The following is a 15,177-nucleotide window of genomic DNA, read 5'->3' as shown; positions in this document are numbered from 1 at the left end:
CGGTGAGTCGTCAGGGGCGCCGCGACACGCCGCAGAAATGGTCGAGGGAGTGACGGGTCGGCGGGCCTGGGGTGGGGCTGGGCTTGGGGTGGGGGCTGGGCTGGGGTGGGGGTGGGGGTGGGGTGGGTCAGCAGGTGAGGGGGGCCTGGGGGGTGACGCCGTCGAGGAGGTAGTCCTCGACGGCGTCGTTCACACAGGTGTTGCCCACGTTGTAGCCGGTGTGGCCGTCACCGTCGCGGCTGATCAGCACGCCCGACTCGAGCTGCTCGGCGAGCGCCTCGGCCCAGGCGTACGGCGTGGCGGGGTCGCGCGTGGTGCCGATCACCAGGATCGGCGGCGCTCCGGCGCCGGTGACCTCCGGTGCCGGCTCGGCGGCCTCGGCCTGGACGCCCTGGCAGGTGGTCAGCCCCCAGGCGAAGACCTCGCCGAACGTCGGCGACGCCTCGACGAACTCGTCGAGGTGCGCGGGCACCTCCTCGACCGGGATCGACCACGGGTCGTCGAGGCAGTTGATCGCGTAGTTGGCCTCCATGCTGTTGTCGGTGTAGCCGTCCTCGCCGCGCGAGCTGTACAGGTCGGAGAGCATCAGCAGCCCGGTCCCGTCGCGGTCGTCGATCGCCGACTCCAGCGCCTGGCTGAGCAGGAACCAGTAGTCGCGGTTGTAGAGGGGCGCGACGATGCCGTAGAACGCGTTGCCGGCCCCCAGCTCACGATCCCCCCGCGCTTCCATGGGCGAGTCGTCGACGCTGTCCATCAGGGTGTCGATCGCGGCCAGGCCGGCCCCGACCGTGTCGCCGAGGAAGCAGTCGCCGCCCTCGACGCAGTCCTCGACGTAGGCGCGCAGCGCCACCTCGAAGCCGCCGGCCTGCTCCAGAGCGAGCTGGCGGCTGGTGAGGGTGAGGTCCACGGCGCCGTCGAGCACGAGCCGGCCGGTCCGGGTGGGGAAGAGGTCCGCGTAGGTGGCGCCCAGCTTGGTGCCGTAGGAGGCTCCCAGGTAGCTGAGCCTCTCCTCGCCCAGCACCGCCCGGAGCACGTCCATGTCGCGGGCTGCCTCGACGGTCGTGACGTGGCCGGTCAGCTCGCCACTGTGCTCGGCGCAGCCCCGCCCGAATCCCTCCAGGGAGTCGGCGTACTGCCGCACCTCGGCGGGGTTGTCGGGATCGGGGTCGCCGGCCACGTAGTTGTCGAGCTCCTCGTCGCTGAGGCAGTCGATCGCGTCGCTGTCCCCGGTGCCGCGCGGGTCGAAGCCGACGATGTCGAAGCGCGCGAGCAGAGGCCGGCCGAAGACCAGCTCCGCGGAGGCCGCGTACTGGGTGCCGGGCGCGCCCGGCCCGCCGGGGTTGACCACCAGCGAGCCGACCCGCTGCGAGGGCTCCTGCGCGGCCACCTTGAGCAGCGCGATCTCGATGCGCTCACCGTCGGGCTCGGCGTAGTCGAGCGGCACCTCCATCCGGGCGCACTCGAAGTCCCCGCGGCACGGCTCCCAGGAGACCACCTGGGAGTAGAACGGCTCGAGGGCGGGCTCCGGGGCGTCGGTGGAGCCCGGGGCGACGCTGCGCACGACCGACGGCACCTGCTCCCGGGGCCCCACGGAGTTGACGCCGTCGTCGGAGAGGACGACTCCCAGACCGATGCCCAGCACCGTCGCGGTGAGCACGCCCATCGCCACGATCACCACCACCAGGGCTGCGACCCGGCCTCGGCCGGAGCCGGCCGAGGGCGCGCCGACCGGACCCGTCCCCGTCACCCGCGTGCCCTCAGGCCGCGTCGAGCGTGAGCGAGTCGCCCGGCACCAGCTGCGTCGACTCGGTGTTCTGGTTCACGGGCTGGTCCTCCATGTCGGTCTCGTCGTCACGGACGACGCCGATGATCAACATGATGCCCAGCACGAGCAGGATTCCGACCACCACACCTGCCACGGCAAGGTATTTCCGATTCATGCGCGACTCCTCTCCGGGACCTTCAGGGCGACCATCATCGACTCCAGCGACAGCATGACAGGCACGTTGAACTCGAGCATCTGGCGTCGGGCCTCGAAGATCGCATCGATGCGACGCAGGTTGAGCTCGGGGGTCGAGGAGCGGACGATCTGCTCGATCTCGGTGCGCAGCTCCTCGTTGACCAGCGTCCCCGGCGCCCCGGTGGCCAGCGCGAGAGCGTCGCGGTAGACCGACGCGAGGTCCATCAGGCCCCGGTCGACCACGTCCAGGACCCGCCGCTTGGCGCGGGTCTTCTGGGCCTTCTCCAGCTGGCTGAGAGCGGGGGCGTACTCGCGGGGGCGGCGACCGCGCTCCACCACGCCGTAGGAGCTGTCAAGGTCGGCGCGCTCACGGGCGTCGAGCTCGCTGGTGATGACCTCGGCCTCCTCCTTGGCCACGTCGTGCAGGTTGGCGGCCGCGGTCATGCACGCGCCGAGCGTGGTCAGCCGGGTCGGGATGCCCACGATCTCGCGGCGCCGGTTGCGGGTCGCCTCGTCGCGGGCCAGCGCCCGGGCCCGGCCGATGTGTCCCTGGCTGGCGCGGGCGGCGTACGCGGCGATGCCCTCGTGGACGCCCTCGGTGCGGACCAGGAACCCGGCCACCGCCTCGGCCGTGGGGGTGCTCAGCGTGACCAGCCGGCAGCGCGAGCGGATCGTCGGCAGGAGGTCCTCCACGGTGGGCGCGCACAGCATCCACACCGTGCGCTCGGTGGGCTCCTCGATGGCCTTGAGCAGGGCGTTGCAGGCGCGCTCGGTGAGCCGGTCGGCATCCTCGACGATCAGGATCTGCCAGCGCCGACCCACCGGTGCGAGCGCGCTGCTGCGGACCAGGTCGCGGATCTCGTCGACGCCGATCGAGAGCTTGTCGGTGCGCACCACGCCCACGTCGGCGTGGGAGCCGGCCAGCGTCGTGCGACAGGCGTGGCAGTGTCCGCAGCCGCCCGCCTCGCACTGCAGGGCCGCGGCGAAGGCGAGCGCTGCGTTGGAGCGCCCCGAGCCGGGTGGACCGGTGAAGAGCCACGCGTGGGTCATCCCCTGACCGGCCACGGCCGGCTGCAGCGCGTCGACGACCGCACGCTGCCCGACCAGGCCGTCCCACACGGTGCCGGCGGCGGGCAGGGCGACGCCTCCCGGCTGACTCACCGCTCCGCCTCACGGGCGGCGAGGGCGAGCAGGGGCCGCACCCGATCCCGGACCAGCGCCTCGATCTGCTCGCGCGGCTGCCGGGCGTCCACGACCAGGTAGTGCTCGGGGTCGGCCGCGGCCATCGCCAGGAACGCCTCGCGCACCCGACGGTGGAACTCCAACGACTGCCCCTCGATCCGGTCGCGGCCCTCGAAGCGTCCCAGGCCCTGCTCGGGCCGCAGGTCGAGCACCACGGTCAGGTGCGGGCGCAGGTCGCCGGTCGCCCAGCGCGCCACGCGCTCCACCTCGCGCACGTCCAGGGAGCGGCCGGCGCCCTGGTAGGCCAGCGTCGAGTCGACGTAGCGGTCGGTGATCACGACCCGGCCGGCGTCGAGCGCCGGCTGCACGACGGAGTCGACGTGCTCGGCCTTGTCCGCGGCGTAGAGGAGCGCCTCGGTGCGGTCGCAGAGGTGGCCGGTCGCCGGGTCGAGCACGATCTCGCGCAGCCGGCGCCCCACCTCGGTGTCACCGGGCTCGAACGTGAGCACGACGTCGAAGCCCTCGGCGCCCAGCCACTGCCCGAGGGCGCGCGACTGGGTGGACTTGCCCGCGCCGTCGCCCCCCTCGAAGCAGACGAAGACGCCGGACGCCGCGTAGCGCCCCGTCGTGGTGCTGTGCTCGCTCAGCGGAGTGCCTCTCGATGTCGGTGCCGCGGTGCCGGCCCGCGCGCTGTCGGGACCGACGCTACGAGACGGCACCGACACCCGGGCCGCGCGGCCCGGGGTCAGGACTTCTTGACGGTGGTCTTCTTGGCCGTCTTCGTGGTGCTCTTCTTGGCGGTGCTCTTCTTCGCGGTGGCCTTCTTCGCCGTGCTCTTCTTGGCGGTGCTCTTCTTCGCCGTGGTCTTCTTGGCCGACTTCTTCGCCGGCCCCTTGGCCCGTCGCTCCGCGAGCAGCTCGGCGGCCCGCTCGAGGGTCAGCTCCTCGATCGTGTCGTCCTTGCGCAGGGTGGCGTTGTACTCGCCGTCGGTGACGTACTCACCGAACCGGCCCGCCTTGACCACGATCGGCTGCTTGGAGACGGGGTCCTCCCCGAGCTCCTTGAGCGGCGGCGCGGCGGCGGCGCGGCCGCGCTGCTTGGGCTGGGCGTAGATCGCCAGGGCCTCGTCGAGGGTGATCGTGAACAGCTGGTCCTCGCTGGCCAGCGAGCGCGAGTCGGTGCCCTTCTTCAGGTAGGGCCCGTAGCGCCCGTTCTGGGCGGTGATCTCGACGCCCTCGGCGTCGGTGCCGACCACCCGGGGCAGGGAGAGCAGCTTGACCGCGTCGTCGAGGGTGACGGTGTCCAGCGACATCGTCTTGAACAGCGAGCCGGTGCGCGGCTTGGCCGACTTGGGGGCGTCCTCGGGCAGCAGCTCGGTGACGTAGGGCCCGAAGCGGCCGTTCTTCGCGACGACCACCAGGCCCGTCTCGGGGTGCCGGCCGAGCTCGATCTCCTCGCCGGCGGGGTTGGCCAGCAGCTCGCGGGCCTTCTCCAGCGTCAGCTCGTCGGGGGGCAGGTCGTCGGGGACGTTGGCGCGCACGGCGAACGGCGTGCCGTCCTCGTCGGGGCCCTCCAGGTAGGGGCCGTAGCGCCCGACCCGCAGGTGGATGCCGGTGTCCTCCTCGCCGCCGGGGCCGGGGACCGGGAAGGTCGCCAGCTCCTTGGCGTCGATGTCCCCGAGCTCGTTGACCAGCCGCTTCAGGCCGGCCACGTCGTCGGAGCCGTGGTAGAACTCGCCGAGCTCGGTGACCCGGTCCTTGCGGCCCGCGGCGATCTCGTCGAGGACGTCCTCCATGGTGGCGGTGAACTCGTAGGAGACCTGGCGGGGGAAGTGCTCCTCCAGCAGCCGGGTCACCGAGAAGGCCAGCCAGGCCGGGACCAGCGCGGTCCCCTTCTTGTAGACGTAGCCGCGGTTCAGGATCGTGCCGATGATCGAGGCGTACGTCGAGGGCCGGCCGATCTCGCGCTCCTCCAGCTCCTTGACCAGCGTGGCCTCGGTGTAGCGCGCGGGGGGCTTGGTCTCGTGGCCGCTGGCGCTGACCGACGCCGCGGAGACCGGCTCGCCCTCGACCAGGTTCGGCAGCCGGGCCTCCTGGTCGTCACGCGAGGCGGCCGCGTCGTCGGTGCCCTCGACGTAGGCCTTGAGGAACCCGTGGAAGGTGATCGTGCGCCCGCTGGCGGAGAACACCACGTCCTCGCCGGTGCTGGCGGTGCCGCCGAGGCGGATGGTCAGCGTGCTGCCCACCGCGTCCTTCATCTGGGAGGCGACGGTGCGCATCCAGATCAGCTCGTAGAGGCGGAACTGCTCGCCGCGCAGGCCCGTCTGGGCCGGGGTGCGGAAGGTGTCGCCCGAGGGCCGGATCGCCTCGTGCGCCTCCTGGGCGTTCTTGACCTTGGAGGCGTAGGTGCGCGGCGCGTCGGGCAGGTACTCCGCGCCGTACAGCTCGCGGACCTGCTCGCGGGCGGCCCCGACGGCGGCCTCCGAGATCGTGGTCGAGTCGGTACGCATGTAGGTGATGAAGCCGTTCTCGTACAGCCGCTGGGCGACCGACATGGTCACCGACGAGCTCATCCCGAGCTTGCGGCTGGCCTCCTGCTGGAGGGTGGTGGTGCGGAACGGCGCGTACGGCGAGCGCTTGTAGGGCTTGGACTCCACCGAGCGCACGGCGTAGGTGGCGTCCTGCAGCGCCGAGGCCAGCGCCTCGGCCCGCGGGCGGTCGAGGTGGACGACCTTGCCGTCGCTGGAGGCCTTGAGCAGGCCGTCGGGGCCGAAGTCGGAGCCGCGGGCGACCCGGGCGCCGTCGACGGAGTACAGCTTGGCGGGGAACATCCGCTGCTCGTGCTTGCTGCCGGCGTCGAAGGTGCCCTCGAGGTCCCAGTAGGAGGCGACGCGGAAGCGCATCCGCTCGCGCTCCTTGTCGACGACCAGACGGGTCGCGACCGACTGCACGCGTCCGGCCGAGAGCCCCGACATCACCTTCTTCCACAGCACCGGCGAGATCTCGTAGCCGTACAGGCGGTCCAGGATGCGGCGCGCCTCCTGGGCCTCGACGAGGTCCATGTCGAGCTCGCGCGGGTTCTCCGCCGCGGCGAGGATGGCCGGCTTGGTGATCTCGTGGAAGACCATCCGCTTGACCGGGATGTTCTTCGGCTTCAGCTCGTCGAGGAGGTGCCAGGCGATCGCCTCGCCCTCGCGGTCCTCATCGGTGGCCAGGAAGAGCTCGTCGGCGTCCTTGAGCAGGTTCTTCAGCTTGGTGATGTGCGCCTTCTTGTCCCGAGGCACGACGTAGTAGGGCTCGAAGTCGTTGTCGACGTCGACGGCGAGACGACCCCACGGCTTGTCCTTGACCTTCGCCGGCGTGTCCGCCGCACTGCTCGGGAGGTCGCGGATGTGGCCGATGGAGGACTCGACGACGTAGCCCTTGCCGAGGTACCCACCGATCTTCTGGGCCTTCGTGGGCGACTCGACGATCACCAGCTTGTGTGCCACGGGACCTACTTCCTGCCTCTGGGTGCCCCCGTCGGGAGATCAGACGGGGCTCACGGCCGATTACGGTAGCGCGTGCCGCCGAGCACCCCGTCGCTCCGGGTGTTCCTGGGCGGTCAATCAGCCTCGGTGACGGCGGCGCCCGGGGGCTCCCGGCGCCGACGGGCCGCCCGAGGACTCCGGGCGCGGCGAGAGGAACCCCTCCACGACCAGCTCGCGCACCAGCGGCAGGTGGGTGGCGCGCAGCTCGGCCGGGTCGAGCTCCAGGATCTGCGCGAGCGCGTCGAGGATCTGGCCGATGCTCAGCTCGCCGTCACAGGCGCCGACGAGCGCGGCCTCCACGGTGTCGGCCCGCCTGGCCCGGCGCAGGCCGCGCTGCTGACGCAGCACCACCGTCTGGGGGTCCGCCGCACCGGGCGCCCCCAGCGTCTCCTGCTGCACGTCGGAGCGGGCGACGAGCCGGGCCGACGCCAGGTCGGGGATGCCGGCCAGCGACTCGACCGCGTCGGCCCACTGGCCGAAGACGGGGGCGACCGGCTGCTCCACCTCGTAGGGCCACTCCTCCAGGCGGACGTTGCCGGTGCCCTCGGCGCGCCGGCGCAGGTTGACCCAGCCGAACCCGACCGCCTCGATGCGCTGCTCCTCGAACCACGACAGCCAGGTGTCGTAGCGGCGCAGGTAGTCCTCGGTGCCCTGCACGCCGGCGTCCTTGAGCCACAGCTCGACGTACGACGCCGGGTCGACGACCTCGCGCTGGACCACGAACGCGTCGCAGCCGGGGTCCAGCCACCCCGCCAGCCGCTCGTCCCAGCCGGCGCCCTCGACGATCACCCAGTTGGCCAGCACCTGGCACCAGCCGCCGGGGTTCAGGTGCGCGGGGGCGGCGCGGACGATGTCCTCGACCACCCGGTCCCCGGGCAGCCCGGAGTCGCGGTAGACCAGCCGCTCACCGGTCGCCGGCGAGATCACGAACGGCGGGTTGGTGGCGATCAGGTCGAAGCCCTCACCGCGCACCGGCTCGAAGAACGAGCCCTCGCGCACCTCGATCCCGGGCAGGTCGTTGAGCGCGGCGTTGAACCGGGCCATCCACAACGCCCGGGTGTTGACGTCGGTGGCCACCACCTGGGCGCTGTGGGTGGCCAGGTGCAGGGCCTGCACGCCGCAGCCGGTGCCCAGGTCGAGCGCACGACCCACCGGCTCGCGCCGGGTGAGCTGGGCCAGCGACGTGGACGCGGAGCTGATGCCGAGCACGTGGTCGGCTCCGACCCGGTTGGGCCGGCCGTCCAGGCCGGGGGTCAGGTCGCTGACCACCCAGAAGTCGTGGTCGCCGCGCGCGTCCGGCGCGGCGTAGGGGCGGATGTCCAGGCGGGCCGCGACCTCGCCGACGCTCTGCTCGAGCAGGCCCTGGGCGGCCATCCGGTCGAGCAGCCCCGGCAGCGCCTGCTCGGCGGCGGCGCGCGGCACCGGCCTCTGCAACAGGAACAGGCGGGTCAGGGTCTCCAGCGCGGAGCCGCCCGTGGTCCGGCGCAGGCCGGGGGTGGTCTCGTTGCGGGCGAGCGCCGCGTGTGCCTGGTCTCCGAGCAGGTCGGCGACCGCGTCGTAGGTGAAGTCCGCCTCGTCGAGGGCGGCGCGCAGGCGGCTGGCAAGGTCGGCGGTGGTCACCGCACGACTCTAGGTCAGCCGCCCGAGCCCCCTCCCCCCGCCGGGGACCCGGGCCCGGGCGGGCGACTCAGATCTGGGGTGGACGGGCCGCGCCGGACTCGGCCGCGGTCGGCGCCTCCTGGTCCACCGCGATCGAGCGGCGCTTGGACATGTACACGGAGCCGGCGATGAGCACGGTGGCCGCCAGGGCGATGACCACCGACAGCGGACGGTTGGCGTCCTCGCCGAGGGTGAGGCTCACCACCGCCCCCACGATCAGCAGGGAGACCAGGTTCATCACCTTCAGCAGCGGGTTGATGGCCGGGCCGGCGGTGTCCTTGAAGGGGTCACCGACCGTGTCGCCGATGACCGTGGCCGCGTGCGCGTCGGAGCCCTTGCCGCCGTGGTGGCCGTCCTCGACGAGCTTCTTGGCGTTGTCCCAGGCCCCACCGGAGTTGGCGAGGAAGACGGCCATCAGCGCGCCGGCGCCGATGGCGCCGGCCAGGAACCCGGCCAGCGGACCGACGCCGAGCCCGAAGCCCACCGCCACCGGCGAGAGGATCGCCAGGATGCCGGGGGTGGACAGCTCGCGCAGCGAGTCGCGGGTGACGATGTCGACGACCCGCCCGTACTCCGGGCGCGTGGTGCCCTCCATGATCCCGGGGTGCTCGCGGAACTGGCGGCGGACCTCGTAGACGACCGCGCCGGCGGCCCGGCCCACCGCGTTGATCGCCAGCCCCGAGAACAGGAAGACGACCGACACGCCGATCAGCAGGCCGACCAGGATGTCGGGGCTGAACACGAAGAACGTCAGCGCGCTGAGGTCCGCCTCCACCAGGGACACGTCCGCGACCGCGTCCAACACCGAGCCGATGTAGGACCCGAACAGCGCGCTGGCGGCGAGCACCGCGGTGGCGATCGCGATGCCCTTGGTGACCGCCTTCGTGGTGTTGCCGACGGCGTCGAGCTCGTTGAGGATCCTGGCCCCCTCCTCGCTGACCTCCCCCGACATCTCCGCGATGCCCTGAGCGTTGTCGGCGACGGGCCCGAAGGTGTCCATCGCCACGATCACCCCGACGGTGGTCAGCAGTCCGCAGCCGGCCAGCGCGACGGCGAACAACGAGATGGACAGCGACCCGGAGCCCAGCAGGAACGCCCCGAAGACGGCGGAGCCGATGACCAGGGTGGTGTAGACGGCCGACTCGAAGCCGACCGAGAGGCCGGCCAGGATCACGGTGGCGGCACCGGTCAGCGAGGTCCGCCCGATGTCGCGGACCGGGCGCGTGTGGGTGCTGGTGAAGTAGCCGGTGAGGCCCAGGATCACCGCGGCGAGCACGATCCCGATCACCACCGCCACCGCGGCGATGAGCGCCGGGCTGCCCTCGGGCTGGGCGCCGCCCGCCAGCGAGTCGATCGGGTTGTTCGGGTCGCGGCCGCTCAGGTCGGCGAAGTCGCCGGGCAGGTAGACGAAGGCGAGCACCACGCAGGCCAGCGCGGCGACCGCCGAGGAGATGACGAAGGAGCGGTTGATCGCGGTCAGCGCGCCCTCGCCGGGGCGGGACTTGGTCAGGAACACGCCCATCACCGCGGTCAATGCGCCGATGGCCGGCACCAGGAGCGGGAAGACCAGCCCCTTGTCGCCGAACGCCGCGGCGCCGAGGATCAGCGCGGCGACCAGCGTGACGGCGTACGACTCGAAGAGGTCGGCCGCCATCCCGGCGCAGTCGCCGACGTTGTCCCCCACGTTGTCGGCGATGGTGGCGGCGTTGCGGGGGTCGTCCTCGGGGATGTTCTGCTCGACCTTGCCGACGAGGTCCGCGCCGACGTCGGCGGCCTTGGTGAAGATGCCGCCGCCGACGCGCATGAACATCGCGAGCAGCGCCGCGCCGAAGCCGAAGCCCTCGAGCACGTGGGCGGCCTTGTCCTGGAAGGCGATGACCACCACGCTCGCGCCCAGCAGGCCGAGCCCGACCGTGGCCATGCCGACCGTGGCGCCGGTGCGGAAGGCGACGTTCATCGCGGGGTCGCGGCCGGTGGTGTTGGCGGCGTGGGCGACACGCAGGTTGGCCCGGGTCGCCAGGGACATGCCCAGGAAGCCGATCGCGGCGGAGAACCCGGCGCCGACCAGGAAGAAGATCGAGCGGAACACCCGGACCGTCAGGTCGTCGGCGGGCAGGGCCAGCAGGACGAAGAAGGCGATCGCCGCGAAGACCGCGAGGGTGCGGAACTGGCGAGCGAGGTAGGCGTTGGCCCCCTCCTGGACCGCCACCGCGATCTCGCGCATCCGCGCGGTGCCCTCCGGCGCGGCCAGCACCTCGCGGCGGAACATCATCGCCAGTGCCAGCGCGGCCAGCGCGATCACGGCCACCACCGCCACCAGGACCAGGTTCCCCCCGGAGACCTCGACGCTCTGGGGCGGGGCTGAGGACACAACGACGGCTGCGGACAGGCTCATGCGCGACTCCCTGATGTGACGCGGGTCTCACTGCTGAGCCGGAGTCTGGCGCAGTTGGGCGCACTGCGCCAGAGCCGGGCGTCGATCGCAGCGGCCGGCCAGGGGGCCAGGGCCCTGCACACACAGGGTTCCGCGGGCTCGCCAAGGCGCGCCGCACCCGGGGACGGGCGGGCGCGCGGAGGGGGTGGGGTCAGCCGGCGACGATGGCGTCGGCGGACGCGTGGATCGTGAAGACCTTCGCCAGACCGGTGATCCGGAAGATCTTCAGCAGCCGCTCCTGGTTGCAGATCAGCTCCAGCGAGCCGTCGTGGGCCCGCACCTTCTTCAGGCCGCCGACCAGGACGCCGAGGCCGGTGGAGTCCAGGAACTCCACGGCCTCCATGTCGATCACGAGGTGATAGACGCCGTCCCCGACCAGCTCCGTGATGCGGTCACGGAGCTTGGGCGCGGTGTAGACATCGATCTCGCCCCCGACCGCGACGATGGTCTTGCCATCGATCTCGCGTGTCGCAAGAGTCAGGTCCACTTTCGCTCCTCGGGCACGTTCTGCGGTTCCGGCATCGGCAGGCACCTCCCCCGATCTTTGCCAGCGTTATCAAACCACGGTCTTCCCCGAAGTGCATGAACACCTCCACACAACGGCGATTGTCGGCGGCGTTTGCGACACTGGCCCGATGTCATCCGCGACCCGTTCCACGCCGTCGAGGGCCGCCTCGCTGGTGGACCGGCTGATCGCCGCGCCGGGACGTGACGAACGACTCACCCACCTGGAGGTGCTCGCGCCGCGCACCGCCCGGCACGCCGCCTGGCCGCAGTGGGTCCCCGACGACGTGCGGGAGGCGTACGTCGCCCGCGGCGTGAGGGAGCCCTGGTTGCACCAGGTCGAGGCGGCCGAGTCCGCGCACGCCGGCGAGCACGTCGTGCTGGCCACCGGCACCGCCTCGGGCAAGTCGCTGGCCTACCAGCTGCCGGCGCTGGCCTCGATCCGCCGCGCTCGCGGCGAGCGCCGCCGGCGCGCGGCCACCACGCTGTACCTGGCCCCGACCAAGGCGCTGGCGCAGGACCAGCTCAGCGCGATCACCTCGCTCGGCCTCGACGTGCGGGTCTCCACCCACGACGGCGACTCCAGCCGGGAGATGCGCGACTGGACGCGCGACCACGCGGAGTACGTGCTGACCAACCCCGACATGCTGCACCGCTCGCTGCTGCCCGGGCACGCTCGGTGGGCCTCGTTCCTGGGGTCGCTGCAGTACGTCGTGGTCGACGAGTGCCACCACTACCGCGGGGTCTTCGGCGCCCACGTGGCCCAGGTGCTGCGCCGGCTGCGGCGGATCTGCGCCCTGTACGGCGCGTCCCCGACGTTCGTCCTGGCCTCGGCCACGGTGGCGGAGCCCGCGGTGTCGGCCCAGCGGCTCACCGGCCTGGACGTGCGGGCGGTGACCGACGACGCCTCGCCGCGCGGCCAGGTGGCGCTGGCGCTGTGGGAGCCGCCGTTCGTCAACCACGGCGGCGAGAACGGCGCGCCGGTACGCCGCGCCGCCTCCACCGAGACCGCCCACCTGCTCGCGGACCTGGTCAGCGGCGGCGTCCGCACCCTGGCATTCGTGCGCTCGCGGCGCGGGGTGGAGCAGGTCGCGCTGACCACTGCCGAGCTGCTCGCCGAGGTGGACCCGTCCCTGCCCCGGCGGGTGGCCGCCTACCGCGGCGGCTACCTGCCCGAGGAGCGTCGGGCGCTGGAGGAGGCGCTGCGCAACGGCGAGCTGCTCGGCCTCGCCGCGACCAACGCCCTGGAGCTGGGCATCGACATCAGCGGTCTGGACGCGGTGGTGATGGCGGGGTTCCCCGGCACCCGGGCGGCGCTGTGGCAGCAGGTCGGGCGGGCCGGGCGGGGGGCCCGGGACGCGCTGGCGATCCTGGTGGCGCGCGACGACCCGCTCGACACCTACCTGGTCACCCATCCCGAGGCCCTGGTCGGCCAGCCGGTCGAGGCCTCGGTCTTCGACCCGACCAACCACTACGTGCTCGCGCCCCACCTGTGCGCAGCCGCCGACGAGTCGCCGCTGACGCCGGCCGACCTCGAGCTCTTCGGCCCGACCGCGGCGGCGATCACCGACCAGCTGACCGAGCTGGGGCTGCTGCGTCGGCGCCCGCGGGGCTGGTTCTGGGCCGATCGCCGGCGGGCCAGCGACCTCGCCGACATCCGCTCCAGCGGCGGCTCGCCGGTCTCGCTCGTCGAGGCGGCCACCGGCCGGGTGGTGGGCACGGTCGACGCTTCCAGCGCCCACGCCACCGCGCACCAGGGAGCCGTCTACGTGCACCGCGGCGAGACCTGGCTGGTCACCTCCCTGGACCTCGACGAGCACGTCGCGGTCATCGAGCCCACGTTCGTCGACTACTCGACCACCGCACGCGAGCTCACCGACATCACCGTGGTCGCCGAGCGCGAGCACCGCCGCTGGGGCGACTGCCGGCTGGCGCTGGGCGAGGTGGACGTCTCCCACCAGGTCGTCGCGTTCCTGCGGCGGCGCCAGCCCGGTGGAGAGGTGCTCGGCGAGGAGCCGCTGGACCTCCCGGCGCGGACCCTGCGCACCAGCGCCGTGTGGTGGACCGTGCCGGCCCACGCGCTGGAGGAGGCGGGACTGGCCGCCCAGGACCTGCCCGGAGCCGCGCACGCGGCCGAGCACTGCTCGATCGGCCTGCTGCCCCTGTTCGCCACCTGCGACCGCTGGGACATCGGCGGCGTCTCCACCGCGCTGCACCCCGACACCGGCCAGCTGACCGTCTTCGTCTACGACGGCCATCCCGGCGGCGCCGGCTTCGCCGAGCGGGGGTTCCGCGCCGCCCGGGACTGGCTGAGCGCCACCCGCGAGACGATCGCGGCCTGCCGCTGTGAGGACGGCTGCCCCTCCTGCATCCAGTCGCCCAAGTGCGGCAACCAGAACAACCCGCTCGACAAGCAGGGCGCCGTGCGTCTTCTCGACGTCCTCCTGGCGCAGTAGCCTCGGGAGATGGTCGCTCTCGGAATCCTCCTCATCGCGCTCGGTGCGCTCGCTGTGCTCGCGGCGGTCTTCATCAGCGAGGGCAGCGCCGAACTGCTGGGCATCGACCTCAGCGCCCTGTCGATCTTCCTGGTCGGCGTCGCGGCGGGGGCCGCGATCCTGTGGGGGTTCGGGATCCTGAAGTACGGCACCAAGCGCGAGCTGGAGATCCGCCGCGAGGCACGCGTGGCCCGCCGGCAGACACGGGGACCCCGCCGGGCTCGCCCGGCCACCGCGGCGCCGGCCGCGGAGGCGCCGGCAGGCGACCCCCCGGCCCAGCCGCCGCTCACCCAGCAGGACCCGCCCGCGCCCGGCCACTGAGGTCGCCGCTCTGGCCCAGCCAGCGGGGCCCACGCACCCGCACGTCGACCCACACCTCGACGCCGTCGACGCGACACCCGGCGAGCCGCGCGCCGTTCGCCTCGGCCACCGTCGTCGCCCGCTCGCACCCGTCGCGGCCCCGCTGCACCGCGGACGCTCCGGCGAGCGCGGCCAGGTCCGCGGCCCCCTGAGCGGTGCGGTGCGCGGTGACGATCGCCGCCACCACGCCGAGCGCCGCGCCGAGGAGGAGCAGCACCGCCACCATCGCCACCGCGAAGAGGGTGGCGCCCCCCGCCTCGCCACCGCCGCGGCGAGGCGCGGCGTACCGCGGCTCCGGCCGGCGCGGTCGACTCACGGCTGCTCCTCGGCGCTCGCCACCGCCTCGGCATGGACCCGCACCCCCGGCAGGAAGTCGAAGAGCCCACCGGGGCCGCGCACCCACCCCTCGGCCGTGGCCCGCACCAGCTCACCCTCGCGGGAGACCCGCACACGGGCCCCCTCGGGAGCCACCCGCCGCCCCAGCGCCACCGCGTCGGCGTCCACGTCTCCTCGAGCCGCCACCCGGGCGGTCTCCCGCGCGGCGTCCACCACCCGGATCTGAGCGGCACCCACGGCCAGCAGCCAGGCCAGGCCCACGGTGACCGCGACGAGCAGGGGCAGCCCCATCGCGAGCTCGGCCGTCACCGCGCCGCGCTGGCTGCGCCGAAGGCTCACCCGATGCCCAGCAGGCCGAGCACGTGGTTGAACAGGCTCTTGAGCATCCGGTCGCCGAAGCCGCCGGTGAGCAGCTGGTAGAGCAGGCCGGCGAGCCCGGCCCCGGCCGCTGTCCCGACCGCGTACTCGGCCGTGGTGATCCCGTCCTCGGCCGCCGTCCGCCTCGAGCGGACCCGGCTCGGCCCGCGGCCCGCCTCGGGTCCGCGCGGGTCCGGTGCTGCGTCTCGTCGCCTCATGGTTCCTCCACTCCGTCGGCCGCCCGATGCGACCTGCGAGGCTGACTCTTCGCCCTCCGGGCGCCGGTGGCACGGGGCCTGCGCCGCGCTGTGGAGAACCGCCCGCGCGCGGCGACCGGTGGACAGTTCCTGGGCCGACGACG

At 73.1% G+C, this 15,177-nt stretch carries 13 protein-coding genes; 2 read left to right on the top strand and 11 right to left on the bottom strand.

Features of this window, described 5'->3' with window-relative positions; all coding sequences use genetic code 11:
• Nucleotides 1-127 precede the first annotated feature (127 nt).
• The 8 genes from AC6EH9_RS12735 to AC6EH9_RS12700 form a co-directional block, all read right to left on the bottom strand.
• Nucleotides 128-1,747, bottom strand: coding sequence for an alpha/beta hydrolase (locus tag AC6EH9_RS12735; RefSeq protein ID WP_498423614.1), 1,620 nt, complete (start codon nt 1,745-1,747; stop codon nt 128-130).
• Between the two features lie 10 nt (nt 1,748-1,757).
• The gene (locus tag AC6EH9_RS12730) at nt 1,758-1,940 is read right to left on the bottom strand and encodes a hypothetical protein (protein WP_498423612.1); all 183 of its coding nucleotides are present in this window, start codon (nt 1,938-1,940) and stop codon (nt 1,758-1,760) included.
• Nucleotides 1,937-3,121: a DNA polymerase III subunit delta' gene (locus AC6EH9_RS12725; RefSeq protein ID WP_498423611.1), complete on the bottom strand. Its 1,185-nt coding sequence runs from the start codon at nt 3,119-3,121 to the stop codon at nt 1,937-1,939. The genes AC6EH9_RS12730 and AC6EH9_RS12725 overlap by 4 nt, the downstream gene beginning before the upstream one ends.
• The gene (tmk, locus tag AC6EH9_RS12720; RefSeq protein WP_498423609.1) at nt 3,118-3,861 is read right to left on the bottom strand and encodes a dTMP kinase; all 744 of its coding nucleotides are present in this window, start codon (nt 3,859-3,861) and stop codon (nt 3,118-3,120) included. The genes AC6EH9_RS12725 and tmk overlap by 4 nt, the downstream gene beginning before the upstream one ends.
• A 26-nt stretch (nt 3,862-3,887) precedes the next feature.
• On the bottom strand, nt 3,888-6,632 hold the full coding sequence (gene topA, locus AC6EH9_RS12715; protein WP_498423607.1) for a type I DNA topoisomerase: 2,745 nt from the start codon (nt 6,630-6,632) through the stop codon (nt 3,888-3,890).
• Nucleotides 6,633-6,749: 117 nt separating this feature from the next.
• A complete protein-coding gene (locus tag AC6EH9_RS12710) occupies nt 6,750-8,291 on the bottom strand; it encodes a DUF7059 domain-containing protein (RefSeq protein WP_498423606.1) in 1,542 nt (513 codons plus the stop codon).
• A gap of 67 nt (nt 8,292-8,358) precedes the next feature.
• Nucleotides 8,359-10,725 (bottom strand): sodium-translocating pyrophosphatase, encoded by a 2,367-nt coding sequence (locus AC6EH9_RS12705; protein ID WP_498423605.1) that lies wholly within the window; start codon nt 10,723-10,725, stop codon nt 8,359-8,361.
• A gap of 190 nt (nt 10,726-10,915) precedes the next feature.
• Nucleotides 10,916-11,251 carry an STAS domain-containing protein gene (locus AC6EH9_RS12700; RefSeq protein WP_498423603.1) on the bottom strand — a complete coding sequence of 112 codons (336 nt, stop codon included), beginning with the start codon at nt 11,249-11,251 and terminating at the stop codon, nt 10,916-10,918.
• Nucleotides 11,252-11,399: 148 nt separating this feature from the next.
• On the opposite strand from AC6EH9_RS12700, the gene AC6EH9_RS12695 reads away from it, so the two are divergent.
• Nucleotides 11,400-13,724 (top strand): DEAD/DEAH box helicase, encoded by a 2,325-nt coding sequence (locus tag AC6EH9_RS12695; RefSeq protein ID WP_498423602.1) that lies wholly within the window; start codon nt 11,400-11,402, stop codon nt 13,722-13,724.
• Between the two features lie 9 nt (nt 13,725-13,733).
• A complete protein-coding gene (locus AC6EH9_RS12690) occupies nt 13,734-14,084 on the top strand; it encodes a hypothetical protein (RefSeq protein WP_498423601.1) in 351 nt (116 codons plus the stop codon).
• Here AC6EH9_RS12690 and AC6EH9_RS12685 read toward each other — a convergent pair.
• The 3 genes from AC6EH9_RS12685 to AC6EH9_RS12675 are packed head-to-tail and all read right to left on the bottom strand — an operon-like array spanning nt 14,050 to nt 15,034.
• Nucleotides 14,050-14,439 carry an Rv3654c family TadE-like protein gene (locus AC6EH9_RS12685; RefSeq protein WP_498423599.1) on the bottom strand — a complete coding sequence of 130 codons (390 nt, stop codon included), beginning with the start codon at nt 14,437-14,439 and terminating at the stop codon, nt 14,050-14,052. The two genes, AC6EH9_RS12690 and AC6EH9_RS12685, sit on opposite strands and share 35 nt — an antisense overlap.
• Nucleotides 14,436-14,798, bottom strand: a complete 363-nt coding sequence (locus tag AC6EH9_RS12680) for a TadE family type IV pilus minor pilin (RefSeq protein ID WP_498423597.1) — start codon at nt 14,796-14,798, stop codon at nt 14,436-14,438. Before AC6EH9_RS12680 ends, AC6EH9_RS12685 begins: the two co-directional genes overlap by 4 nt.
• On the bottom strand, nt 14,795-15,034 hold the full coding sequence (locus AC6EH9_RS12675; protein WP_498423595.1) for a DUF4244 domain-containing protein: 240 nt from the start codon (nt 15,032-15,034) through the stop codon (nt 14,795-14,797). The genes AC6EH9_RS12680 and AC6EH9_RS12675 overlap by 4 nt, the downstream gene beginning before the upstream one ends.
• Nucleotides 15,035-15,177: the final 143 nt, after the last annotated feature.

It is taken from the genome of Nocardioides sp. Z21_20 (assembly GCF_059766585.1).
This window is presented reverse-complemented; position numbering and strand designations above follow the sequence as displayed.

Excerpts from the sequence above, each read along its gene's own strand:
- AC6EH9_RS12730 (WP_498423612.1), bottom strand. The coding sequence starts at position 1,940 with ATGAATCGGAAATACCTTGCCGTGGCAGGTGTGGTGGTCGGAATCCTG.
- AC6EH9_RS12695 (WP_498423602.1), top strand. The coding sequence starts at position 11,400 with ATGTCATCCGCGACCCGTTCCACGCCGTCGAGGGCCGCCTCGCTGGTG.
- AC6EH9_RS12690 (WP_498423601.1), top strand. The coding sequence starts at position 13,734 with ATGGTCGCTCTCGGAATCCTCCTCATCGCGCTCGGTGCGCTCGCTGTG.
- AC6EH9_RS12675 (WP_498423595.1), bottom strand. The coding sequence starts at position 15,034 with ATGAGGCGACGAGACGCAGCACCGGACCCGCGCGGACCCGAGGCGGGC.
- AC6EH9_RS12705 (WP_498423605.1), bottom strand. The coding sequence starts at position 10,725 with ATGAGCCTGTCCGCAGCCGTCGTTGTGTCCTCAGCCCCGCCCCAGAGC.